The sequence below is a fragment of the Gemmatimonadaceae bacterium genome (genome assembly GCA_036496605.1).
Classification (GTDB): Bacteria; Gemmatimonadota; Gemmatimonadetes; order Gemmatimonadales; family Gemmatimonadaceae; genus AG2.
In genome coordinates this window covers 1-23,953 of record DASXKV010000008.1, presented here as the reverse complement: position 1 = coordinate 23,953, position 23,953 = coordinate 1, and the positions used below count along the sequence as shown (strand labels likewise).

The following is a 23,953-nucleotide window of genomic DNA, read 5'->3' as shown; positions in this document are numbered from 1 at the left end:
AGAGCGCTCAGAAGCTCTCCAGTGCGCGCTCGCGCGTATCCGCGATCTGGAACAGCGTATCCAGTTTCGTGAGCTCGAACAACGTCTTGAGATCGTCGTTCAGATTCGCGAGTCGTAACTCTCCGCCCTGCTCACGAATCTTCTTGGACAATGACACGAGCACGCCGAGTCCGGAGCTGTCGATGTATCCGGTCTGCGAGAAGTCGATGAGAAATTTCTTCTCACCACGCTCCAGCTCGTCCAGCACCTTTTGCTTCAGCTCTTGCCGGTTGCCGACGATGAGCTGGCCCTCGACATCCACCACAACGACTTCCGCCTCCTTCGTGATCGCGAAGCTCATGATGTTTCTCCTAACGGGACTTGACGCTCTTCAGGGCAGCGCTATTCCGCCTGCAATGCGGTAATCGCCGCCACGTGGAAAATGTCATCACTGGTGGCTCCGCGCGAGAGATCGCTGCAAGGCCGGCGCAGGCCTTGAATAATCGGCCCGATGGCGAGTGCCCCACCGAGCCGCTGCACCAGCTTGTAGGCGATATTTCCCGCATCCAAGGTTGGGAAAACAAGCACGTTCGCGCGACCAGCGACGGGGCTGCCGGGAGCCTTTCGCAGTCCGACGTCACTGATGAGCGCCGCATCACCTTGCAATTCTCCGTCCACGATCAGTGACGGTGCGCGCTGCCGTACCTCGGCCAAGGCGTCCGTCGCCAGAGCCACGCTTTCTCCGTCCGCGCTTCCTTTGGTGCTGAAGGAAAGAAATGCGACGTATGGATCGTCGCCAACAATGCGGCGACGATCCGTCGCGGCGGCGATGGCGATATCCGCGAGCTGCGTTGCCGTCGGATAGGGGACGACAGCGCAATCCGTGAAGGTCAGGACCTCGGGGCTCGTGGTACCCCGAAAGGGTTGCGTCACCATGTAAAAAGCGCTCGATACCGTTCGGACGCCCTGTGCGGGCCCGACGAGCCACAATGCGGCTCGCAGAATGTCCGCAGTCGTGTGTGTCGCGCCGCCGACGCACGCGTCCGCGTCGCCCCGGCTGACGAGGGCGTCGGCAAAGATCAGAGGCGTCCGCGCGAGTGCGTGCGCGCGTTCCTCGGTGAGTCCTCGGCCGCGACGCGCGTCGTAGAGGCGCGAGGCGGCATCGTCGACGCGCGGATCGCTCGACGGATCGACGACGTCGACATTCGCGGATGCGAGCGCCCGTACGGAGCCGTGGGTGTCAGGGCGTTCGGGATCCAGAACGAGAACCGAATGGACGACGCGTAGTCTCGCCAGCTCACTCACCGCGCGCAGCGTCCGCTCGTCAGCCGACTCGGGGAACGCCACGCGACGGCGCGTCGCGCTCGCCCGTACGCGCACTTCGTCCAGAAAGCTCACCCGTGCGCCGGCTTCGTTCCGTATTTCTCGTGCAGCGCGGCGGCGACAGCCGGGTGCACGAGATCGGCGATCGCTCCGCCGAAACGCGCCACCTCGCGCACCAGGCTCGCACTGATGTAGGTCGTGTCGAGCGACGGCACCATGAACACGGTCTCGAGACCAGACGACAGATGTCGATTCATGAGTGCCATCTGGTACTCGTATTCAAAGTCACTCACGGCGCGGAGCCCGCGGATGAGCAGTTTCGCCCCGGCCTCGCGCGCGAAGTCGATGAGCAGTCCACTGAACTGTCGTACGTCGACGCGCTTTCGATCGTGCAGCGTCGCGCGAATCAGCTCCACGCGTTCGTCGACGCTGAACAGGGGCTGCTTCGCAACGTTCGTCGCGACGGCGACGACCAGCCGATCGACGAACTCGAGACTGCGATCGATGAGATCCTCGTGGCCGCGCGTAATCGGATCGAAGCTGCCGGCGTAGATGGCGGTGCGCACGTGAAGTAGGGGTAGCGACTGCGCCGAGGGGCTAGGGTCTGGGGGCTAGGGGCTAGGGGCTAGGGTCAACCTTAATCACCAAATCGGTAAACCCTAGCCCCTAAACCCTAACCCCTAGCCCCTAAACCCTAACCCCTATAGATCGTCACGACCGTGTCACCGTATTTGCGCCGGTCACCGTCGCCGGGGAGCACCTCGTCCTGTCGGTGTTCTATTCCGAGAACCGCGGCAAATGGCACCGCGAGCCAGAGCGCGGCAAGCCGCGTCGCGAGTCTCAGCGAATAGGGAGGGTCGGCAAAGGCGACGTCGAACGCGCGCGGCTCGAGTGCGCTGACGAATCGGAGCGCGTCGGCTCGGTGGATCACCGCTGCATCGCCGGCGCCCAATGACTCGGCATTCTCCTTCAGCGCTCGCAGGCTTTTCGGCGCCAGCTCGACGAATTCGGCGGTCGCGGCGCCGCGCGAGAGTGCTTCCAGCCCCAACGCGCCCGAGCCGGCAAAGAGGTCGAGCACGCGCGCGCCAGGAAGCTCGGGCATGACGATGCTCATCCACGCTTCACGCACGCGATCGGCGGTCGGACGAACGCGAGAGTCGGCTGGCGGCTTGATCGTGCGGCCGCGCCAGCGACCGGCAACGATGCGCACGCGCGCTAGCTGCGGAAGTCGGCGAGGCGCGCCTGCAGGCGCTTCTCACCGTGATACTCGTCGCTCTCGAGGCGGAAGGCGACGTCGAGAATCGTGCCTGGTTCGACCTCACCCGCTCGTGTTGCCATTCCCCAGCCAAGCGCTTCGATGTGCGTTCCGGCGGCATCGGCGAGCCAGAGCTTGAGATGTTCCTGCTCGCGCCCGACGATTTTCGGCGGTGCGCTCACGGTGACCTGTCGCGCCACGAGGACTGGTGACGGATTGCCGACGCCACACGGCTCGACATGGCGCAGCAGCAACTCCAGCTGCTGGGTGAGCTCGCCTAACGTGACTTCGAGATCGGCGCGCAGCTCCGGCACGAGGTCTTCGGGCGTCAGGCGCTCGCGGGCGATTGCATTGAAGCGCTCCGCGAATTCAGGCAATCGTTCGCGGGCAACCGTTATGCCGGCGGCGGAGCGGTGACCACCGAAGCGCATGAGCACGTCGCGACACGCCGAAAGTCCGGAGTGTAGATCGAAGGCGGAGATCGATCGTCCAGAGCCTTTGCCGACGTCGCCGTCGAGCGATACGAGCACCGTTGGACGGCCGAACTCTTCGACGATGCGCGACGCGACGATGCCGATGACCCCTGGATGCCAGCCTTCGGCCGCGAGCACGATGCCGTATGTCTCGCTCATCGACGCCGAGGACAACATCTCCCGCGCCTGCACGAGCGTCGCCCGATCGACTTCCTGGCGGCGCTCGTTCATCTCCTCGAAGTCGCGGGCGAGCGCATTCGCTTTGTGCTCGTCGGTCGAGAGCAGCAGCTCGACGCCGCGAATCGCGTGGCCGAGACGTCCGACGGCGTTGAGTCGCGGCGCGAGAATGAATCCGACACGCCCCGCCGTGATCGGTCGGTCCGCCAGGCCCGCCGCGCGAATCAGAGCGCGCAAGCCGACGTTCTGCGTCTCGTTGAGCATCTTCAAACCATAGCGCGCGAGCACACGATTCTCGCCACGCAATGGCGCGATGTCGGCGATCGTCGCGAGCGCGACGAGATCGAGCATGCCGTACACGGCGTTCTCGTTGCCGCGACGCTTGCGTACCAGCGCGAGCGCGAGCTTGAACGCGACGCCCACCGCGGCGAGATCGCGGTCGGGCGATGTGCAGCCGGGCCGCTTCGGATTCAGTACGGCGAACGCCGGCGGCAGCGAGCCGCTGCTCGGCAGATGATGATCCGAGATGATGACGTCGATGCCTGCGTCCTGCAGCGCGCGTACCGGCTCGTGCGCGCTGGTGCCGCAGTCGCAGGTGACGACGACCCCGACGCGCTCTCGTAAGGCAGCGTCGACGCCGGCCGAGCCGAGATCGTAGCCGTCCTCGATGCGTCGAGGAATAAACGGGATCGCCGACGCGCCCAGCATTCGCAGCGTCTTCGTGAGCAACGTCGTCGAGGACATGCCGTCGACGTCGTAGTCGCCGTGAATGAGAATGCGCTCACCATTCGTGATCGCGCGATCGAGCCGTTCCACCGCGCGATCGAGATCCAACATCAGACACGGATCGTTCAGTTGGTCGAGCCGTGGGCGCAGATAGGTCTTGGCGCCCTCGATGTCGGCGAGGCCACGCGTCGCCAGCAAGCGACAGAGTGGCTCGGGGAGATGCAGCTCCGCTTGCAGCCGCGCGACAGCGTCTGGGCTGGGACGCTCCGGAATGATCCAGCGATGCTTTGGCCGCGCTCTGGCTACGGGTGCCGTCACGCCGCGAAAAGTAGACGCGGCGTCACCCCCGAACAAGCATCATTCGCCCGCGTACAGAAGCACTCCGCATCCCTCGCAGATCTCCGTCGCGCCACTCCCCGCCATCGCGCTTCGACGCTGGAGCGGAATGACCGTATCACAATTCGCGCACGAGTTGCCGCGAAGTGGAAAAACGGCGTGGACGCGCTTTCGCGAGCGAATGCGATCGTACCGCGCGATCAACGAGCGCGGCACTTTGGCGGCGAGCTCTTTGCGTTGCGCGCGGCGTTGCGCGAGCTCTGCATCGATCGCCGCGCGATCGGCGTCGAGCGAGGCGCGCACTTCCTTTTGCTCGCGCTCGATGTCACGCAACGCGTGGTCGCGCTCCGTCACGCTATGGCGGAGATCGGTGAGGTTGTGCGTGATGGCGTCGAGCTCTCGCTGCGCTTCGCCGATCATGCGTCGCGATTGATCGAGCTGGGCCGTCGCCGCCGTCGCCTCGCGCGCGCTCGTCACCGCGTTGAGTTGCGCCTGATTGCGCTCCTCGAGTTGACGGAACTGATCGAGCCGTCCACGCACGTCACGCTGCCGGCGTTCCTCGGCCTCGACGGCCTGACGAGCCTGATCGAGCGCCGTTGTTGCGCGTTCCTGTTCTTTCACGATCGCGTCCACGCGCGGCATCAGTGCCGCGAGACGCTCTTCCAACGCGTGAATTTCGATGTCGTCGGTTTGCACCGCGAGCAACGCCGCCACGTCTGGATGCACTCCGCCTCCTTCAGTTCAAGATCTCGAGGTGCGAAACGATTTGAATCGCCCTCGTCCCAACGCCTGCATCTGCCGAAGCAACTGCTCCTTCTCGCGAATCAGATCATCCTTCTCGTCAGGCGCGGCGAGCGGCATTTCGCGATCGATGTCGGTGAGACGTGCGTCGAGATCGCGCGATGCAATCACGCTGAGACTCCCATCCACAAGCTCATTCGCTCGATCCAGCCCACCCTCGTCGGCCAGCAACTCCTCGAATACTTCGATCGCTTCCTCGTCGAACCCACCTGCAATCTCGCCGATTGTCGCCTCGGGACCCAAGGCCACCAACTCGGTGAAGATCGTGCGATAGGTCTCGTCCGTGAAGGTCTCGGCGCCGATTCGCTCCGCAACGAGCTCGACATAGCGTCGATCGTGGAGCATCACCCGGAGCAATTCGCGCTCGGCGCGGGCGCCGGCGGCGCGCCGGTTGGTCCACCGGTCGGCCGTGCGCACACGTCGAACCGGCGGCGGCGGCGACGCATTCGTCGCCTCCGTGAAAGCAGATTGCGCACCCAGCTCACGCTCCAAGAGCTCCCGGGACACACCTGCCACCTCGCTCGTGCGAGCGACATATAAGTCCCTCATGATGCGATCGCTGGTTGCCCGAATGGTAGGAAGCAACTTGTCGAGTGCCTGGCGCTTGTGACGGAGGTCGGCGAACCAGCCACCGCGCTGGAGAATCTGGATCTTCCGATCGAAGATGTCGATCGAATGCGCGATTTCTCGCTCCAATCCCTCCACTCCCTCGCTCGCGACAAATGAATCGGGGTCCTCGCCCTCGGGAAGCGACACCACCCGCACGTTCACGCCATTGCGAAGCAGCTCATCGCCTGCCCGAAAGGTTGCCTTCTGTCCGGCGACGTCGCTGTCATAGAGGAGGAACACGTTCCTGGTGTATTTGCGCAGAAGAGATCCCTGTGCTTCCGTGAGCGCCGTGCCCATCGGCGCGACGACCTCGTCGACTCCCGCCAGCACGAGACGAATGAGATCGAAGTAGCCCTCGACGACTAACGCGCGCTCCGTACGGCGAATGGATTGCTTTGCCCAGTTCAGTCCATACAGGAGGCGTCGCTTCGCGAAGACCTCGGACTCCGCCGAGTTGAGATACTTCGGCTCGCCCTCTCCCATGACGCGGCCGCCGAATCCGACCACCCGATCGCGAAGATCGAAGATCGGGAACATGAGGCGTTGGCGGAAGCGCACTCGCACGTCCTCGCTGCCATCGCGCCTAACGAGGATGCCGGCCGCCAGCTGGCGTTCGTCCTCGAAGCCCAGCGTCCGCAAGTGCTCGTGAAGCAGGGTACCGTCGCGCGGCGCGAAGCCGAGGCTGAAGCGCTCCGCGTCCTCGCGCGAGAGGTCGCGCCCCTCGAGGTAGCCGCGCGCGGCTCCGCCGCCCGACTCTTCCCACAGCTGGCGTCGAAAGAACTCGGCGGCGGCCGCGTTCAGCTCCCAGAGCGGCTCGCGCGGATCCGGCCCCTCCTGCGTGCGTGTCGTCTCGCGCACTTCGACGCCGATCTTGTTGCCGACCCACTTCACCGCTTCGACGAAATCCAGTCCCAGATGCTTCTGAACGAATGTGAAGACATTTCCCTTCTCGCCGCAGACGAAGCACATAAACGAGCCGCGCGGCAGCACCGAGAAATTGTCGTGCTTCCCATGGTGAAAGGGGCACGGCCCGCGAAAGCTCGTACCGACGCGCTTCAACTTCACGAACTCGCCGATGATCTCGACGATGTCCGCTTCATCTCGCACGCGATCGACTACTTCATCTGGGATCATCAGAGCTCGGCAACCGTGACGCCGGCGCCCCCTTCGTTCCAGGCGCCCAGTCGGAATTGCTTCACGCGGGTGTCTTTGGTGAGCATTTCGGCGACGCGCTCGCGCAGCGCGCCCGTCCCCTTCCCATGAATGATACGCAGTGAACGCAGATCGGCACGCACCGCGGCATCGAGCGCCTGCATGACTACTCCTTCGGCCTCGTCGACGCGCATCCCGCGGACGTCTATTTCTGTGGGCGCAATCACATCCGGCACATCGGCGGTCCACGACGTGGCGACGTCCACCGGCGGCGATTCGCTCGGCGTCAGTGACCCCAGCGGCACCGTCATCTTGATCGCCCCGACCGCAACGACAGCGCTGCCGTCGCGAAGCTCGACGACGCGGGCGGGTTTGCCGCCAAGAGTCGCGACGTCGACCCAGGTCCCGGTCGCAATCTCGCGCGTTGCCCCGCGTGCAGGCGTCGTTCGCGCGCTGTCGCTTCGTGTCACGTTCGCTTCTTCCCGATCCAGCCGCGCCAACTCGGCCGCCTGACGAGCCGCGAGCTGCTCCGCGCGTTGTCGCGCCTCGCGTGCTGCCTCGTCGAGCGCTTCGCTCTCGACGCGCCGGAGCTCCTTGAGCGTGCGCTCGATCTCCTGCCTCGCATCGAGCAGATAGCGTCGAGCTTCCTGACGTGACTCACGCTCGGCACGCCGCTCCCGTTCGCGCACGTTCCGTTCACGCCGCGCGAGATCGGCCATTCGCTCGCGGGCATCGTCGAGAATCGCCGCGGTTTCCTGCTCGCGCAGGGTGAGCGCTTCCCCACGCTGCTCGAGCTGTTCGATGAGCGCCGCCACGTCACGCTCCTGTTGCGGAAGACGTTCCTCCGCGCGCGCCACGACGTCTTCGGGTAATTCCAGACGTCGCGCGATCGAGATGCCGTAGGATCGCCCCGGAATTCCCTTGATCAGCCGATAGGTCGGCGCGAGCGCGTCGGCGTCGAACTGCAGCGACGCGTTCACGACTCCGTCGACTTCGGTCGCCAGCTCCTTCAGTGCGCCGAGGTGCGTCGTGGCAATCGTCATCGTGGCGCGACGCGTGAGGCCCTCCAGTACTGCCCAGCCGAGCGCCGAACCTTCGACCGGATCCGTGCCGGAGCCGAGTTCGTCGATGAGGACGAGGGAGCTTGGCGACGCCGAACGCATGATCTCGGAGAGGTTCTTCACGTGCGCGCTGAAGGTCGAAAGACTCGCCTCGATCGATTGCTCGTCGCCGATATCGGCGAAGAAGTCGTCGTACACGGCAATGCGACTCTCGGCGGCCGCCGGCGCGGGAATTCCGGATTGCGCCATCGCCGAGATCAGCGCGAGCGCCTTGAGGAGCACGGTTTTGCCGCCGGTGTTGGGACCGGACACGAGCAATGTGCGCTCGGTCGCGCTCATCTCGAGATCGAATGGAACGACAGCGATTCCCTGCGCGAGCAGCAATGGATGACGGCCGTCGCGCACGACGAAGCCGTCGCTCGCTCCGACAAGCACCGTGCCCATACAACGGAACTCGAGCGCGAATCGCGCCCGCGCGAAAAGCGCGTCGAGTGCTGCCAGCGCTTCGGTCGCGCCGATCAACGCGTCTCGATGGGGACGCAGCGCATCGGTGAGCTCGCGAAGAATGCGATCGACCTCTTCGCGCTCTTCGGCCTCGAGCTCGCGAATGCGGTTGCCGAATTCGACAGCGGCCGGCGGCTCGACGAAGAGCGTCGCGCCCGTGGCCGACGCGCCATGAACGATCCCGCCGACGGTCCCGCGGCCTTCGCGTCGCACGGGAATCACATAGCGACCGTCGCGCACGGTCACCGACATGTCGGAGACGCGGTGATGCGCATCGAGACGCTCGATGACACGTTCGAGCAGCCTAACGAGGTCGCCTTCCGCCGCGCGCAACTCGCGCCGAACGCGGCGCAGCGCCGGCGAGGCGTCGTCGCGCACCGAGCCGTCGTCTTCGAATGTTTTGTCGATCGCGTCCTCGAGCTGTTTGACGCCGATCAGGCGGTCGGTAAGCGGCGCGAGCACGGCGCGCGCGAGCGCGGGCCGTCGTTCGTCGCTCAGCGACTCGCGCGTTCGACGAGAAGAGCGCAGCAGTTGCGCCCCGGCAAGCAGCTCGGGTCCATTCCAGACGACGCCTTCGACGCGCAGACGCGACAGCGAGGCGAGGAGATCGGGGAGTGGCTCGGGATGCCACGGCTGCTCGCCCGATATGATCGAACGCACGGCGGCAACGCGGGCGTGCTCGCCGTCGAGTTGCGCACGATCCGTATGCGGCTCGAGTCGTCGGACGAGCCCCGCACCAAGCTCCGATGTCGCACGGCCGGCAACGAGCTCCAACACGCGATGAAACTCGATGACGCGTAGGGCGTGTGAGTTCACGCGGCTGGTGGTTGGTGAATTTGGTGGTTGGTAGTTGGTGATTGGTAGCTCGTGATTCGGATGGTCAGCGAGCAAAGCTCGCCGACCTCATTATTCACCAACCACCAACCACCAATAACCAATAACCAACCACCAATCACGGCTTTCGCCCCAACTCGTCTTTCGCGATGGCGCTGATCTCGCCACCCTCGGCTCGTCCCTTGAACTGGGGCATCACACGTCCCATCACCGCACCCATGTTGTTCGCTCCGGCCGCGATCGCGGCGCGCACCGCGGCGCGCAGCTCGTCCTCGCTCACGGCCGCGGGCAAGTACGCACCGAGCGCTTCGGCTTCCGCACGCTCCTTATCGGCAAGATCGGCGCGGTTCCCCTTGTCGTACATCTCCACGGACTCGCGTCGCTTCTTGATGCCGCGACGAAGCACCTCGATCACGTCGTCGTCGGTGAGATCCCGGCGCAACTCGATCTCGCGATTCTTCACATCGGCGATGATCGTGCCGAGGAGGAGCGTTCGCGCCTTGTCACCACCTTTGCGAGCTGCGTTGAGATCGCGCTGCAGGCGCTCCGAGAGTGCCGCCATCAGGCGGTGCGGGTACGGCGATTCTTTCTGATCGCTGCGTTCATCTTTCGCTTTCGCCGCTCGCTCGGCTTCTCGTAATGACGATGCTTGCGCAGGTCCGAAAGGATGCCTGCTTTCTCGCACTTCTTTTTGAAGCGCCGGAGCGCCCGCTCGAAGTTTTCATCGTCGTGAATGATGATTTCCGACACGGCTCGAGGACCCTCCTCGGCGGCGAATTCGGAGGCCAGTCAGACCGATGCGAGGAAGTTACGTTGCGTCGCTCGTTCCGGGCTGTCAAGCGCGAAGCAAGCGATCAGCTGAGCGTCTGGCGTCTCGCCCTCGAGCCTCGAGCTCGGCCGGTGTGGCTCGGACCTTCGATCGCGGTCAATGAATGTGAGCTCGAGACTCGAGAAGTGAGTGATGAGATCGGGCCTACTCCGTGGGGCGGGCCAGCATCTCACCCACTATCGTCGAGCCCAGCTCCGAGCCACGAGAGGGCAGCGACGAGTTTCGAGATTCAGCTTCAGCTTCGAGATGAGAGGATGAGGCTCGAGACGAATTGGTGTTAGGCTCGGAGGTCGCGGCCCGTATGGTCAACAATGCGCGACTTCAAATCACTCAAAATCTGGCAACGGGCCCACGCTTTGGCGATTGCGCTGCACAAGCAGACGCGCAATTTCGCGCGCAAGGGGCACTCACGCTTGAAGAATCAGCTCACGGGCGCGGCGGACAGTGTTCACGACACGATCGCCGAGGGCTGCGGCGCGGCGACGAACAGGGAGTTTGCTCGCTTCCTGGATATGACGATCAAGTCATTGAATGAAACGGAGGGCCATCTTCTCACGGCTCGCGATCTCGATCTGTTTTCGCTCGGCGAATGGGAAAAATTCAGCACTGAGGCAATCGAGATTCGCAAGATGACGTACACGTACCGCAAGAAGGTCCTTCAAACCACCGAAAACGAATAAAGTCTCAATCTCGAAACTCGTCGCTGCCGTCTCGTGGCTCGGAGCTGGGCTCGACGATAGTGGGTGAGATGCTGGCCCGCCCCACGGAGTAAGCCCGATCTCATCACTCACTTCTCGAGTCTCGAGCTCACTCATCAAGCGAGCGTGAGATCGAACTCGAGCGATACGGGCGGCAACGTCACCCCGGCGGCCAGGTCATGTGTCTCCCCCCGAGCAGATGAACGTGAAGATGAAATACCGTTTGTCCCGCGTCGGAATTCGTGTTGATCACCAGTCGATACCCGTCGTCAGCAACTCCTTCCCGCTGAGCGAGGTCTTTTGCCAGATCCGTGAGCTTCCCGACGAGTAACGGGTCCGTCACTTCCTTGACCGATGGCACGTGCACACGCGGGACAACGAGAATGTGCACCGGCGCCTGGGGATTGACGTCGCGGAACGCAACGCAGTCCTCGGTCTCGGCGACGATCTTCGCCGGGATCTCCTTGCGGACGATGCGGCAGAACAGACAGTTGTCGGCCACGTTTCCTCCTCGTCGTTCGCCCTACGCGTTGGCCATCAGCCCACGCAGCAAACCCGCCGCGATCACACCTGCGGTCTCGAAGCGTAAAGTAGTGTCGCCAAGGGACACGGGAAGCCAGCCGTGGCGGTCGACGATGAGCATTCGCTCCTCTTGCTCGATACCTCCTTCCGGACCGATCATCGCATCGGCTGCCTGCGGCCGCTTCGTCACGAGCGATTCGCCACCACGTTCGAATAGAAATCGCTGAGCAGCCACTTCGTTCGCCCTAACGAGCGCGTCGTCGAGCGAACGCTCGGGGCAGAGCTCGGGAAGCCACGCGCCACCGGACTGCTCGATCGCGCCCACCATGCGTGCGCGTGCTTTTCGCATGAAGGCGTCGCCCTGTCCTTTCGGTGAAACGCTCGCGGATCGATGGAACGCCACCGGCTGCCACTCGCTGACGGCGAGCTCCGCGCTCTTCTCCGCCAGCCACAGCATGCGTTCGCGATCGGCAACGGGCACGAAGAGGCGCAGGCGCGGAGGCATTGGCACCGTGTTCACAGTCTCGAGCGAAACGAGCGCCGAACCTCTCGTCAGGCGTTCCAGCGTTCCGTGAGCAATTGCCCCGCGGCCATTCGTGACGTGAATCGGATCGCCCGCGTTCACGCGTCTCGCCTTCGCGTGCTGAGTGGCGGATTCGTCGAGCTCGACGTGCGCGCCGGCCTCGAGCGCCGCGTCGGCGTAGAACGTCGCTACGGCCGGGCGATCGCGACGCTCCACCAGATGCCCTCGTGATCCTCGCGCTCCACACGCCAACCACCCTCTTCGAAGGCGCGCAACATCTCGGCGCGCTCCTCGTGCAGGATGCCGCTCAGAATCGCGTGCCCGCCCTCGGTGAGCGCGTCCGCAATGGTTGGCAAGAGTACGATGAGCGTCGATGAGATGATGTTCGCGAGCACGACGTTCACGGGTGCGACCAGGGCCAGCAACACTCTCGCATCGCCCTCGAGCATTGTCACGCGATCGTCGACGCCATTGGTCGCGATGTTCTCTTCGGCGTTTCCAATCGCGTCGTGATCGATCTCGATCGCGAAGGAGTGGGCTGCCCCGAGCTTTACCGCGGCGATCGAGAGTACGGCGCTTCCCGCGCCAAGATCCGCGACGCGATCGCCATTCCGAACGACGCCTTGCAGCAGACGGATGACGCCACGCGTCGTCGGATGCTCACCGGTGCCGAAGGCCATCCCCGGATCGATCACCACGGTGTGCTCCGCGTCGTGAGCGTGCGCCAACCAGGGCGGCGCAATCGTGAGCGCGCCAACCCGGTGCGCGTGCACCGCGTTTCGCCAGCGCTCTGTCCAGTCGACGCGAGGGGTTGGCTCGGTCTCGACCTGCGCATCGGGACTCGCCGCGAGCACCGCGCACGTCACCATGTCCGCCTTGCTCTCGTCGGCGAGGAGCGTCACGAGTTGATCGCCGAGCTCCTGCACGCCCTGAGCGCCCACCGAGAACAGCGCCGCGACGACCGCGTCGCGATTCGAGCCCGGTCGTACACGCACGGAGAGCCAGCGGTCGTTCGTGTCGTGCCCCGGAATGGTATCTCCGCCGTGATCGCCGGTCACGCGCCTAACGCTTCCTTCATCTTTGCCCAGAAGCCCTTGCCGCGCGAATCGAGTGGGACGCTCTTCTGAACCTCGTTCAGCTGCTCGATGAGTATACGCTCCTCATCCGTCAGGCGATCCGGCGTCCAGAGCTGCACGCGCACGTGCAGATCGCCGGTGCCACTCGCGTTGACGCGCGGCAGGCCGCGTCCCCGCACGTGAAAGACCTGCCCGCTCTGCGTACCTGGCGGAACCTTCAGCGTCGAGCTCGCGGTCACCGTCGGCACGACGAGGTCCGCACCGAGGACGAGCTGCGCGTACGTCACGAGCACTTCGGTGTACAGCTCCTCGCCATCGCGCTCGAAGCGTGGATCGTCGGCCACCTCGAAGATGACGTGAATGTCGCCACGCGGACCGCCGCGCTGACCCGCGTTGCCAACGCCGCGCAGCGTCATGTACTGTCCCGTCGCGACGCCCGGCGGCACGTCGATCGAGATCTCGCGCTCGGCGCGGATCCGTCCTTCACCTCGACACTGCTTGCACGGTGTGTGGACCATCGTCCCTTCGCCGTGGCACGTCGGACATGGCGCGACGGTCACGAATTGCCCGAAGAACGAGCGCTGTGCTCGGCGCACCTCGCCGCTCCCATTGCACGTCGCGCACGTCTGCGGCTTCGATCCCGGCTCCGCGCCGCTGCCGCCACACTTGTCGCACGGCTCGAGCAGCTTTGCGTTTATCCTTTTCTCAACTCCCGTCGCGACCTCGGCCAGCGTGAGCGAAAGCGTCACCTTCACGTCCGCACCGGAGCGAACGCTCCCGCCGGATCGTCCGCCGAGTCCAAACATCTCGTCGAGGCCGGCGAACGCGCCGAAGTCGCGCATGAAAATGCCGAGCGCCTCGGAGAGATCGACGTGATGGAAGCCACCGCCGCCACGAAGCCCGGCCTCGCCGTAGCGATCGTACGCGGCGCGCTTCTGCGGATCGCGGAGCACGTCGTACGCTTCGGTGATCTCCTTGAACTTTTCCTCGGCGTCCTTCGCCCCGTTGTTCTTATCGGGGTGATACTGCATCGCGAGCTTGCGATACGCCTTTTTGATATCGTCGTCGGCCGCGCCTCGTGGCACGCCGAGTGTCGAATAGAAGTCAGCCATGCGGCGTCTTCGAAACGGCTATTGTTGAAGTAGATCGTTGAGCAGCCGCGATGTGTGGCTGACGAGAGAGATGACCTTTTCGTACGGCATGCGCGTTGGCCCGATGACGCCGATCACGCCCGTTAGGCTACCGACATTGTATTCGGCGGTGACGACGGTGAATTCATCGAGCCGCGGGTCGTCGTGCTCCGTCCCGATCGTGATCGAGACGCCCGGAGCGGTGCGCTTGCGGATCGCTTCGGCCAACGCGTCCGGTCGCTCGGTGAGCGCGAGCAGGCGTCGCAACCGATCCGCCGCCGAAAACTCCGGCTGTTCAGCGAGAACGGACGGCTGACCCAGCAACACGCTCTCCGCCTCAGTGGGCACGGCCGCGTCGAAAAGGTGTTCTGCTTCCTGTACGAAGATATTCAACAGCTCGTGCCCGTCCGGCCCGGCGGACACGTCGCGGAGCCGAAGCGCGAGCGATCGGCGGATCTGATCGAGGGTCAACCCTGCAAGTCGCTCGTTGAGCACGGCCGTCACCTGGGCGACTGCCGTCTCGGCGATCTCGCCGGCGACTTCGACGAACACGGTGCGCATGACGCCGCCATCCAGCGTCAGCACCATGAGCAAACGCTCATTGCTGATCCGGACGAGCTCGAGACGCCGCAACACCGACGTCGCGAGACGAGGCCCCAGCGCAACGCCAAGCTCCTGCGTCAGAACGCCGAGGGTCTGCGCCGCGCGGCGAAGCACCGCTTCGATCGCCGAAACCCCAAGCGCGCCGCCGGCGCTGATCGTCTCCGCCAGACGCTCGGGCTCCTGCGTGAGGAGCGACGGCATCGCCAACAGTTGATCGACGTACACGCGGTAGGCCTTGTTCGTCGGAACACGGCCGGCGGACGTATGCGGATGGAAGAGGAAGCCCTTCTCCTCCAGATCCGACATGGTGTTACGAATCGTCGCCGGCGACACGCCGAGCCCGAACCGACGCGACAATGTGCGCGAGCCGGCAGGCTCGGCGGTCTCCACATAACTGAGGATGACCGCCTCGAGGATCCTTCGTTCGCGTCTGGACAGCTCTTGCGGTGGCATAAGTGCAAACCTAGGAACGACTTCGAACCAGTGTCAAGTCGGCGGCGATGCTATCGAGGCGCAGCCAGCCCAACGGTGTCAGCCTGAGCCGACTGCCATCAATGATCTTACCCCACCCCGCCTCGATCCACTCCTTCGCACGAACAAGTTCCGCACCGGAGAGACGCAGCCCATCGGAGGTGCGCAACCCCAGATAAATGCGCTCTGCGTCGCGGCTGTCCTCGTCCAGAAGTTCACTCCCTTCAATCGGATCGGCGCCGCTCGCGAGCCGACGAGCCCACTCGACATAAGCATCTGCGTTCCAGCGACGCGTGGCCCCATCGAACTCATGCGCCCCGGGACCAAAACCAGCGTACGCGCGTCCACGCCAATACGTCGAGTTGTGCCTCGCGCGCCGGCCGGGCAAGCCAAAGTTCGAGACCTCGTAATGCTCGAAGCCGGCCGACCGTAACGCTTCATCCGCATAAAGGTATTCGCGCTCATAACTCTCCTCGCGAGCCTCCGTTACGATGCCTCGGTCCCGCCATCTGCCGAGCGGCGTGGCGGGCTCGGTCGTGAGGCCGTAGAGCGACAAGTGCGTGGGCTCGAGGTCGAGCGCGGCGGCGACGTCGCTCTCCCAATCGCGCTCGATTTCGTGAGGTAGCGCGAAGATCAGATCCAGCGAGAAGTCGTCGATCCCAGAGGCGCGCGCCCGCTCGACTGCAGCGGCGATGGCGCGCGAGTCGTGGGTCCGATGCATCCAGCGCAGGACGGCGTCATCGAAGGACTGAGCGCCAAGCGAGAGCCGATTGATGCCGGCTGAACGCCAGGCATTTGCCGCATCGAGCGACACATCCTCCGGATTCGCCTCGAGGGTGACCTCGGCGCCCGGCTCGATGCTGATGCGGCGCTGCACCGCCTCCAGCAGCTGTGCGACTCCTTCACCGCCAAGCCGAGAGGGCGTTCCGCCGCCGAAGTAGAGTGTCTCGACCGGCCAGGCGCCTTTCTCGGGGAAACGAATGCTCAGCTCCCGCTCGACCGCCGAGACGTAATCGTCCACCGGCACGTCTCGGCGTACGGCGATCGCGAAATCGCAGTACACGCAGCGGCGCGCGCAGAACGGAACGTGGATGTAGACGTGTCGAGGGTGCACACGGAAAGATAGGGCGGGCGCGTTGCGCGCGCCGCTTGACGGCTGGAACTGCTTAGACGCGGAGACCGCCGTGAACATCTGACGTGTCGAGGCTGCATCGTGTTCTCTGCGTTGATTCATCTTGGCGGGCAATGAAAGCGGCCACCTGCGCCTCTGTCGTGGTGGCCGAGGGTGATGGAGGTGAGGTGTGGCGACGTGAGGATCTCGACGGGGGTTTGGTTCATCTCACCGGAGGCGGTCGGACACTGAGCGGCAGAGTGATCAAATTGTCGGTAAGGCAAGAGGAGTCTTCGCTGAGAGGTGAGATCTGAACGGCAGCGAGTCACATGGCATCTGTGATTGTTGCGATGCGGTCGGCGAAGGTGAGATCTGATCTGTGATGATCGACATGGAGGCGGCGGCGTTGTCGATTGTCGTCGGCGGAGTTGTAGATGCGTCGCCGGAGTTGTAACTGCGTCGCCGGAGTTGTAGATGCGTCGCCGAAGTCGTCGATGTCGTCGGCGAAGTGAGCAGTCTCGCCGGTGATGCGATCACATCGAGCGGGACATCGGTTCATCTCGTCTGTGATCGCGTGAATCCCAGGTATGCAGGGTGAGAAGTCAGCTGTAGGGCGAGCGGAGGACTCTGGACGGCGGTGAATGGGAGCGGAACGCGGCGCGACTAAACCGGTACGCGTGTGCATCTGCGCTCGATAGCCTCACATGCTTTCTGTACAGCCTCGCATTCGAGCGGTGCAGCCTGAGATGCTTTCTGTACAGCCTTGCATGCGTGCTGTTCGACGGTCAGCTCTTGGTGTACGGCGATTCATTCGTCCGGAACAACGGTTGATGCTCCCGGTACACCGATCACTTCGATCGGTACGAGTTACAATCTCTTTTGTACAGCGATCACTTCGATCGGGACGAGCTGCCTTCTCTTCTGGACACCGATCCATTCAATCGGTACGAGCTGCATTCTCTTCTGTGCACCGATGAATTCAATCGGTACGAGCTGCAATCCCTTCGCGACACCGATCCATTCAATCGGGACGAGCTGCGATTCCTTCTCGACACCGATGCATTCAATCGATACGAGCTGCATTCTTTTCTCGAAACCGATTCATTCAATCGGTACGAGCTGCGATCCCTTCCCGACACCGATCCATTCAATCGATACGAGCTGCGATCCCTTCTCTACACCGATCAATTCAAACGATACGAGCTGCATTCTCTTCGGGACACCGATCGTTTGGATCGGCACTGCCCTCGTTTCATCTGGACAGCCATCAATTCGCCCGGTACGAGCGTTCGTTCACTCGAGACGAGGCGCAATCTCTGCAGGATTCGACGCGCGCCTCGCTCATCTCCTCCGGACCTCCCCCGTCAAAGCACACTCGATCGAACCGTTCAACTCCAGCGCCGTCACGGCCGCGAGACAACGTTGAACTGGCAACGACGCGCGATGGCAGAGCGTGTCGAGATCCGCGGGACCTTGCTTGAGAGCTTGCCACACCTGCGATTGATCCGGATCGTCAAGCTCGACGAGAGTGCGGACGGGGCGCGTCAGTCCGAGCAGTGCGAGCGCGTCCGCCGGCGACATGATTGCTTGCGCGCCGTCGCGTAGCAGAAGATTGCTCCCCTCGCACTTCGGTGAATCGATCGGACCAGGCACGACGCCGACGTCGCGATTCAAGGCTGCCGCATCATTGGCTGTGTAGAGAGCGCCGCTCTTCACGGGCGCCTCGACGATGATCGTGAGCCGGGCCAGCGCTGCGATCAATCGATTTCGCTTGGGGAAGGATCCGCCGTGACTGTGAGCGCCCGGCGGCAATTCGGAAAGGAGCAATCCCTCCGACCCGATCCGCGCGTGCAACCCTCGATGAGACGGCGGATACGCTATGTCGGCACCGGTTCCAAGCACCGCGGCCGTCTTTCCGCAGGCATCGAGCGCAGCGACGTGCGCCACGCCATCGATCCCCAACGCCATTCCACTCAGAACGCATGCTCCACCGCGCGCGAGGGCTCCGGCGAGCTCCCGCGTCACGCGCTCACCATATGCCGTTGCCTTTCGCGTCCCGACAATCGCCACCACCGGACGATTCAGAACGTCGAGATCGCCGATGCGCCAGATCATACTCGGCGGCTGCGGCAGATCGAGCAGCGCGGGCGGATAGTCGGCGTCGCCACGCGCGATGGCGACCGGCGGAGCAATCACGGCCTCAAGGAAGCGGCAGCGGCGCGTCCAGTCGAACCGTCGCCTTCTTCATCCACAGCAGCCGCTCCCACCATGCACCGAGCAAGGTATCCAGTCCGCGGCGCGCGGCCGCGCTCACGGTGAAGACGCCGAACGCGTCCCCAGTTTCGATCGGCGGCGCTTCGTCCTCGCCGAGGAGATCCATCTTCGTGAACACGACGCAGTGTGGCTTCTGCGCGAGCTCCGGCGAGTACGCCTCGATTTCGCGCCGAAGCTGATCGTACTCGGCCTGCCAATCCATCGCGTCGATCGGGATGAGAAAGGCGAGAAGGCGCGTCCGCTCGATGTGTCGCAGAAACTGGAGACCCAGTCCGCGCCCCTCGTGCGCGCCTTCGATAATGCCGGGAATGTCGGCGACGACGAATGTTCGCCCATCGCTCAGCTGCACGACGCCGAGGTTGGGACTCAGCGTCGTGAATGGATAGTCGGCGATCTTTGGACGGGCTGCCGAGATCACCGACAGCAAGGTCGACTTCCCGGCGTTAGGCTGGCCAACGAGTCCGACGTCGGCGATGAGCTTGAGCTCGAGCTCGAGCGTCCGCTGCACGCCGTCTTCGCCCGGCTGGTATTCACGGGGCGACTGGTGCGTGGAGGTGACGAACCACGCGTTCCCCTTCCCTCCGCGTCCACCGTTCGCGACGAGCACCTCGTCACCATCGGCGAGCACCTCGCCCAGGCGTTCGCCGGAATCCATGTCGCGGATCACCGTACCCGTCGGGACGGGCAGGATGGTGTCGCTGCCCGACGCGCCCGTCTTGTTGGCGCCGGAGCCGTGATCGCCGTTCTCGGCGTCCCAACGATCGCGGTAGGTGTAGTCGAGCAGCGTGCTCAGATTGCTGTCGGCGCGCACACGCACGTCCCCGCCGCGGCCGCCGTCGCCGCCGTCGGGGCCGCCCATAGGAACGAACTTCTCCCGCCGGAACGAGACCATTCCGGAGCCGCCGTCACCGGCTTTCACTCGGACTACGACACGATCGATGAACAAGCAGTTGTTGGTTGTTGGTGGTTGGTGGTTGGTGGGTGGTTCGTCGGTGGCCGTTGGTGCTAGCTCAGCTGACTCTGTACGCGGCGCCAGAGCAGGCGCGCGCTCGTAAGGCTATTCTCCGTGACAACTCCCTCGAGCGCATCGATCGCGGCGGTCAGCACCGAAGGCGCGACGCCAACGTTGAGCGCCCCATGCAAATGCGAGTGCAACTGCCGCTCCTGCCGCGACGCGGCGCACGCAGCGACGATGCAGAGCTCGCGTCGCGGCAGGTCGAGCCCATCCCGCGAGAGCACCTTACCGTAGCCTTCGACGATCATCCACTCATCCAGCTCTGGGTGTAGCGTGCGGATGTTCACACGCAAACGATCGTACATCGCGCCATATACGAGGCGGCAAGTCGCCTCACCACGCCGGCGCCACTCGTCGGGTCCGTCACCTGTGGCTTCCGTCACGGGCGGGCGGCCCGTTAGGCGTCGCCACTCCCGCATCGCGTTGAGCGACCTCGGGAAACCGCAGAACAAGTAGCTCTGCAGAATGAGCTCCTCGATCCAAGCGGCCGGTGTTGCATCGAGTGAGTCCGTCATCTCGCTGCGAATCTGCTGTTCAGTCCCTGCGGCGATGATCGCGGCCAAGCGGACGAGACGCCGAGTTGCGTCGTCCAGGGCACCCAAGATCGCTCCCGCGCGGGCGACGCTCGTCATCCAATCACCGATTGCCGAAGCTTTCTCACGCGAGGCCGGAGCGACCGCGTCGAGAGACTAGTGCTCGACGCGAAGCTCCCCGACCACTTCGCCGCGCGTGTTGCGAATCGGGCGGTGGAGGAACTCATCGAGGCGCGGCGGCAGTCGGCTCGGCAGCACGTCGAAGTACTGGAGAACCCGCACGACGCCGGCGAACTGCGCTCGCTGCGCACCGTCCTCCACCTTGACCGCGATGCCCAGCCCTCTCGCCGGCACCGCAATCGAGTGCACTCCCTCGGCGCCGATCTTCGAGATCACCGCGCCTTCCGTCTCCTCGATCAAGATCGAATCGAAGCGATCGGTGCCGCCGATCAGGAAGGGTCGGGTCTGCATTGCGTGGACGATGCGTCCCGAGACCTCGTCGTCGTCACGAGCCGCCCGGGCGAGATTCGCATACGCTCGCGCCATGTTCTCGAGCGGGAGCGAGAACACCACCGCACCACACCCGTCGACGGCGCGGCCGATGGCAGACTGAGGCAAGCCGGCCCACTTCGATATTGCCTCGAGACAGCAGCGCTGAACGGGATGCTCTTCGCGCTCGTAGCCGTACGTCGGCCATCCCGCCGTGTGAGCGCGCGCGAGCATGGCCGCGTGCTTGCCCGAGCAGTTGTTATGGAGGCGCGTGGGCCGAGCGCCTACGTCGCGCAATGCGCGAACGCCGCGCGTGGAGAGCGGCTCGTGCGGCCCGCACGCCAGATCGCCTTCCTCCATCCCGATATCGCTGAGCATCGCCTCGGCGAGGACGACGTGCTCCGGTTCACCGCCGTGTGACGCGCAGGAGAGGGCGAGCTGGTCGTCTCCCCATCCGAGCTTGTCGAATCCGCCGGACTCGAGGAACGGCATCACCTGGAATGGCTTGGCGCACGAGCGCCACGCGGTCACATAGGAGGGGTCGCGCGCGGCAGCAATCAAGGCGCCGCTGTCGTCGACCACGGCGGCGTGCAGGCGGTGCCGGGATTCAACGACAGCACCCCGCGTGACGACGACGTCAAGCTCGATCGACTTCATCGGGTACGGCGAGAAAATCGGCGCGGCTGCCACGGGGGAAAGATAATTAGGGTAGTTCGCTATTGGTGACTGGTTGCTGGTGGAAAAGGAAACTCCATAGCAGGAGCGGCGCGGCTCCGCGGCGCCATGGCGTTCGGTGCGCGCGATAGCAGCAGCGGGGTCGCTCCGGGGCACTATGATAACACTGCCATTGGTTCCTCTTAGGGCGCGCGTCGGAGCGCGGCGCCAGGATGCTCTGGTTGCCCTGACAGGTGGCAGGGGCGAGAGCGCGAGCGGGGTCCGGAGGGGCAGCTATGGCGATACTGCCATCGTACCGATCATGCCTAACGGCGCAGAAATAATGGCAGTATCGTCATAGCGCCCTGGAGCGACCCCGGTCCCGCTCTCGCCGCGCACGGAGGCTGACAAGGCGGCAAGGCTGACAAGGCTGAGAAGGAGGTATTGTCAGAACAACCTTACCTGTATCGCGCCCTTCATATATCGCGTCGGATCGCGCCGCACGTCGGCGAGCACTGCGTTGAGGTCCGTCACGAGCTTGTTCAACTGGTCGTACAGCGTCTGGTCGGTGAGCAGCTTCGAGGCGGTGCCTTTGCCGTTGGTGATCATGCGCATCAGCGAGTCGGCGCCGCGGCTCATGTTGAGAAGATTGCCATAGAGCACCGTGTCGCGAATCATCCTGCCTAACGTGCCCTGGGCCGAGTTCACGGAGCGGAGCAGCGAATCGGTCGACGCGATCATGCCCGTGAGCTTCGTGTAGAGCGTGGGATCGTCGAGCAGGCGGCCGACCGTTCCATTCGGATTCTGCAACCGCGCCATCATCGTGTTCGTGCGCGCGAGCGTGCTGGTGAACTGATCGTAGAGCTGGCGATTCGTGATGAGCTGCCCGAGCGTGCCCTCGCCGCGAACGATGCCGCCGGTGAGCTGACGCATGTCCTTCGTGAGCGCGACGACGTCGCCCACGGCGCCGGCAGCCTGCGCGAGCACCTGCTCGTAATCGAGCGCGGGTGCCACCGCGATCGTGTCTCCGGCCTGCAGCACGGCCGCGCGAGGAGTTCCGGGTGTGATATCGAAAATTTTGTCACCGAGGAGACCCATCGTGCGGATCTGCGCTTTTGAATCGCGCCGGATCTGATCCTTGAGACTCTGATCGATGGCGACAGTGATCTTGAGATTGCGCGACGTGTCCGCGTCAACTGGCAGAAAATCGACGGCTTTGACAGTGCCGACCGTCTGGCCGGCAAGCGTCACGGTGCCGCCCACGCGCAATCCGTTCGCCTCCTTCAAGAACGCGATGAGGTCGTACCGCTTCGCGAACAGATTCGCTGCCTGACCGAGTTTGTAGATGGCCAGGGTGAGAATGCCGAGCGCGGCGACGATGACTAGACCGACGCGCAGTTGATCCCACGTGATGAAGGAGGAACGCTTCATGGAGAGCTAGCCTCCGAGGAACTCTCGGATGTAGGGGTCTTCGCTCGCGACCATCTCTTCGGGATCACCGAAGAAGGCGATGTGTCGATCGTGGAGGAGAGCGACTTTCGTCGCCATTCTCGAGACGGAGCGCATGTCGTGCGTCACGACGATGCTCGTGACGTTCAATTCTTTCTGCAGCTTCTTGATCAGGCGCGTGATCGTGCCCGTCGTGAGCGGATCGAGACCGGAGGTGGGCTCGTCGTACAGCATGATCTTCGGATTGTTCGCCATCCCGCGGGCGATGCCGACGCGCTTCTTCATTCCGCCCGAGAGCTCGGCGGGCATCTGGTCCATGACGCGATCGGCGTCGAGATCGACGAATTGGAGCTTCTCGCGCACACGCTCCTCGATTTCGTCTTCACTCATCTTCGTGTGCTCGCGCAGCGGATAGGCGACGTTCTCGAAGACCGTCATCGAGTCGAAGAGCGCAGCCCCTTGGAAGACCATCCCCATCTTCTGACGCACCTTGAGCGCGTCCTCGAAGGAGAGATCCGTGATGTCCTCATCGTCGATGCAGACCATTCCGCGATCCGGCACGAGCAGCCGAAGCAGCAGCTTGAGGATGGTGGACTTCCCCGTCCCCGATTCGCCGACGATGGCGACGGTTTCGCCTTCGTGCGCGGTGAAGCTGACGTCCTCGAGAATCGGCACGTCGAACGACAGGTAGACATGGCTCACCTCGACGACCGATTCGAGCGCGACGGTGCGCTCTTCTCGCTGGCCGCCCGCATCCGCATCGCTCTCGAGCTCGGAGCGAATTGCGCGGCGGACCGCCTGACTCTTGCGATCCGTCTCCCGTCGCTCGGGCGCGGCCGGCGCATCGTCGACTTCCGTAGAGCCGCGGCTCTCGTCTCGGTCGTTCATGAGGTCGCGAGCACGGAAAGCAGCAACTGCGTGAGGAAATAGTCGACGATGAGAATCAGGATGCTCGACGTGACGACGGTGCGCGTCGTACTCTGGCCGACGCCTTCGGTGCCGCCAGTAGTACCGAGACCGAAATAGCAGGCAGTAATCGAAATTATGCCGCCGAAGACCAGAGGCTTGGAGAGCCCCTGCACGAAATCATTTGGGATATACCGCAACAGGAAACCGTCCGAAGCGATCTGTTCCCAGACCGTACGCCAATAGAGTGAGCTCGGGATATCGACGATGAATTTCGCGATGATATTGCCGCCGATGATTCCGATCAAGTCGTTGATGATCGTGAGAATCGGAAGCATGATCAGCGCCGCGAGGACGCGGGGCGTCACGAGCTTCTTGATTGGATCGGTGCCGAGGGTGTTGAGCGCATCGATCTGCTCGGTGACGCGCATGGAGCCCAG

At 64.0% G+C, this 23,953-nt stretch carries 26 protein-coding genes; 1 reads left to right on the top strand and 25 read right to left on the bottom strand.

Going from position 1 to position 23,953, the window contains the following annotated elements:
• Window positions 1-7: 7 nt before the first annotated feature.
• The 10 genes from VGH98_03915 to rpsU form a co-directional block, all read right to left on the bottom strand.
• Complete coding sequence (locus VGH98_03915) at window positions 8-340, bottom strand: STAS domain-containing protein (GenBank protein ID HEY2375102.1); 333 nt, start codon at window positions 338-340, stop codon at window positions 8-10.
• A gap of 41 nt (window positions 341-381) precedes the next feature.
• The gene (pta, locus tag VGH98_03910) at window positions 382-1,377 is read right to left on the bottom strand and encodes a phosphate acetyltransferase (protein HEY2375101.1); all 996 of its coding nucleotides are present in this window, start codon (window positions 1,375-1,377) and stop codon (window positions 382-384) included.
• Window positions 1,374-1,868, bottom strand: a complete 495-nt coding sequence (gene coaD, locus VGH98_03905; protein HEY2375100.1) for a pantetheine-phosphate adenylyltransferase — start codon at window positions 1,866-1,868, stop codon at window positions 1,374-1,376. Before coaD ends, pta begins: the two co-directional genes overlap by 4 nt.
• Before the next feature lie 128 nt (window positions 1,869-1,996).
• Entirely contained in the window at window positions 1,997-2,512 is a 516-nt protein-coding gene (rsmD, locus tag VGH98_03900) for a 16S rRNA (guanine(966)-N(2))-methyltransferase RsmD (protein ID HEY2375099.1), read from the bottom strand.
• Window positions 2,513-2,517: 5 nt separating this feature from the next.
• Window positions 2,518-4,251 carry a single-stranded-DNA-specific exonuclease RecJ gene (gene recJ / locus VGH98_03895; protein ID HEY2375098.1) on the bottom strand — a complete coding sequence of 578 codons (1,734 nt, stop codon included), beginning with the start codon at window positions 4,249-4,251 and terminating at the stop codon, window positions 2,518-2,520.
• Between the two features lie 39 nt (window positions 4,252-4,290).
• Window positions 4,291-4,995, bottom strand: coding sequence for a hypothetical protein (locus tag VGH98_03890; protein HEY2375097.1), 705 nt, complete (start codon window positions 4,993-4,995; stop codon window positions 4,291-4,293).
• Between the two features lie 15 nt (window positions 4,996-5,010).
• Window positions 5,011-6,813: a DNA primase gene (gene dnaG, locus VGH98_03885; GenBank protein HEY2375096.1), complete on the bottom strand. Its 1,803-nt coding sequence runs from the start codon at window positions 6,811-6,813 to the stop codon at window positions 5,011-5,013.
• Window positions 6,813-9,212 carry an endonuclease MutS2 gene (locus tag VGH98_03880; GenBank protein ID HEY2375095.1) on the bottom strand — a complete coding sequence of 800 codons (2,400 nt, stop codon included), beginning with the start codon at window positions 9,210-9,212 and terminating at the stop codon, window positions 6,813-6,815. Before VGH98_03880 ends, dnaG begins: the two co-directional genes overlap by 1 nt.
• Window positions 9,213-9,348: 136 nt before the next feature.
• Complete coding sequence (locus VGH98_03875) at window positions 9,349-9,792, bottom strand: GatB/YqeY domain-containing protein (GenBank protein ID HEY2375094.1); 444 nt, start codon at window positions 9,790-9,792, stop codon at window positions 9,349-9,351.
• Window positions 9,792-9,980, bottom strand: coding sequence for a 30S ribosomal protein S21 (rpsU, locus tag VGH98_03870; protein HEY2375093.1), 189 nt, complete (start codon window positions 9,978-9,980; stop codon window positions 9,792-9,794). The genes VGH98_03875 and rpsU overlap by 1 nt, the downstream gene beginning before the upstream one ends.
• Before the next feature lie 390 nt (window positions 9,981-10,370).
• On the opposite strand from rpsU, the gene VGH98_03865 reads away from it, so the two are divergent.
• Window positions 10,371-10,739 (top strand): four helix bundle protein, encoded by a 369-nt coding sequence (locus tag VGH98_03865; protein ID HEY2375092.1) that lies wholly within the window; start codon window positions 10,371-10,373, stop codon window positions 10,737-10,739.
• A gap of 178 nt (window positions 10,740-10,917) precedes the next feature.
• On the opposite strand, the gene VGH98_03860 is transcribed toward VGH98_03865, so the two are convergent.
• The 15 genes from VGH98_03860 to VGH98_03790 form a co-directional block, all read right to left on the bottom strand.
• Window positions 10,918-11,259 carry a histidine triad nucleotide-binding protein gene (locus VGH98_03860; GenBank protein HEY2375091.1) on the bottom strand — a complete coding sequence of 114 codons (342 nt, stop codon included), beginning with the start codon at window positions 11,257-11,259 and terminating at the stop codon, window positions 10,918-10,920.
• A 21-nt stretch (window positions 11,260-11,280) separates the two neighbouring features.
• Window positions 11,281-12,018, bottom strand: coding sequence for an RsmE family RNA methyltransferase (locus tag VGH98_03855; GenBank protein ID HEY2375090.1), 738 nt, complete (start codon window positions 12,016-12,018; stop codon window positions 11,281-11,283).
• Window positions 11,991-12,860: a 50S ribosomal protein L11 methyltransferase gene (locus VGH98_03850; protein ID HEY2375089.1), complete on the bottom strand. Its 870-nt coding sequence runs from the start codon at window positions 12,858-12,860 to the stop codon at window positions 11,991-11,993. The genes VGH98_03855 and VGH98_03850 overlap by 28 nt, the downstream gene beginning before the upstream one ends.
• Window positions 12,857-13,990 (bottom strand): molecular chaperone DnaJ, encoded by a 1,134-nt coding sequence (gene dnaJ, locus VGH98_03845; GenBank protein ID HEY2375088.1) that lies wholly within the window; start codon window positions 13,988-13,990, stop codon window positions 12,857-12,859. The genes VGH98_03850 and dnaJ overlap by 4 nt, the downstream gene beginning before the upstream one ends.
• A gap of 18 nt (window positions 13,991-14,008) precedes the next feature.
• A complete protein-coding gene (gene hrcA / locus VGH98_03840) occupies window positions 14,009-15,064 on the bottom strand; it encodes a heat-inducible transcriptional repressor HrcA (GenBank protein HEY2375087.1) in 1,056 nt (351 codons plus the stop codon).
• A gap of 10 nt (window positions 15,065-15,074) precedes the next feature.
• Window positions 15,075-16,196 carry a radical SAM family heme chaperone HemW gene (gene hemW, locus VGH98_03835; protein ID HEY2375086.1) on the bottom strand — a complete coding sequence of 374 codons (1,122 nt, stop codon included), beginning with the start codon at window positions 16,194-16,196 and terminating at the stop codon, window positions 15,075-15,077.
• A gap of 322 nt (window positions 16,197-16,518) precedes the next feature.
• On the bottom strand, window positions 16,519-16,752 hold the full coding sequence (locus VGH98_03830) for a hypothetical protein (GenBank protein HEY2375085.1): 234 nt from the start codon (window positions 16,750-16,752) through the stop codon (window positions 16,519-16,521).
• Window positions 16,753-17,060: 308 nt separating this feature from the next.
• Window positions 17,061-17,276 (bottom strand): hypothetical protein, encoded by a 216-nt coding sequence (locus tag VGH98_03825; protein HEY2375084.1) that lies wholly within the window; start codon window positions 17,274-17,276, stop codon window positions 17,061-17,063.
• A gap of 258 nt (window positions 17,277-17,534) precedes the next feature.
• Window positions 17,535-18,389 (bottom strand): DNA-processing protein DprA, encoded by an 855-nt coding sequence (gene dprA / locus VGH98_03820; GenBank protein ID HEY2375083.1) that lies wholly within the window; start codon window positions 18,387-18,389, stop codon window positions 17,535-17,537.
• Window positions 18,390-18,393: 4 nt separating this feature from the next.
• On the bottom strand, window positions 18,394-19,413 hold the full coding sequence (obgE, locus tag VGH98_03815) for a GTPase ObgE (GenBank protein ID HEY2375082.1): 1,020 nt from the start codon (window positions 19,411-19,413) through the stop codon (window positions 18,394-18,396).
• Window positions 19,414-19,472: 59 nt separating this feature from the next.
• A complete protein-coding gene (locus tag VGH98_03810; protein ID HEY2375081.1) occupies window positions 19,473-20,114 on the bottom strand; it encodes a carboxymuconolactone decarboxylase family protein in 642 nt (213 codons plus the stop codon).
• Between the two features lie 57 nt (window positions 20,115-20,171).
• Window positions 20,172-21,194 (bottom strand): asparaginase, encoded by a 1,023-nt coding sequence (locus VGH98_03805; protein HEY2375080.1) that lies wholly within the window; start codon window positions 21,192-21,194, stop codon window positions 20,172-20,174.
• Between the two features lie 411 nt (window positions 21,195-21,605).
• Window positions 21,606-22,589 (bottom strand): MlaD family protein, encoded by a 984-nt coding sequence (locus tag VGH98_03800; GenBank protein HEY2375079.1) that lies wholly within the window; start codon window positions 22,587-22,589, stop codon window positions 21,606-21,608.
• Between the two features lie 6 nt (window positions 22,590-22,595).
• Entirely contained in the window at window positions 22,596-23,495 is a 900-nt protein-coding gene (locus VGH98_03795; protein ID HEY2375078.1) for an ATP-binding cassette domain-containing protein, read from the bottom strand.
• Window positions 23,492-23,953 (bottom strand): ABC transporter permease (locus tag VGH98_03790; protein HEY2375077.1); only part of this gene is annotated, 462 nt, incomplete at its 5' end. The genes VGH98_03795 and VGH98_03790, both read right to left, overlap by 4 nt.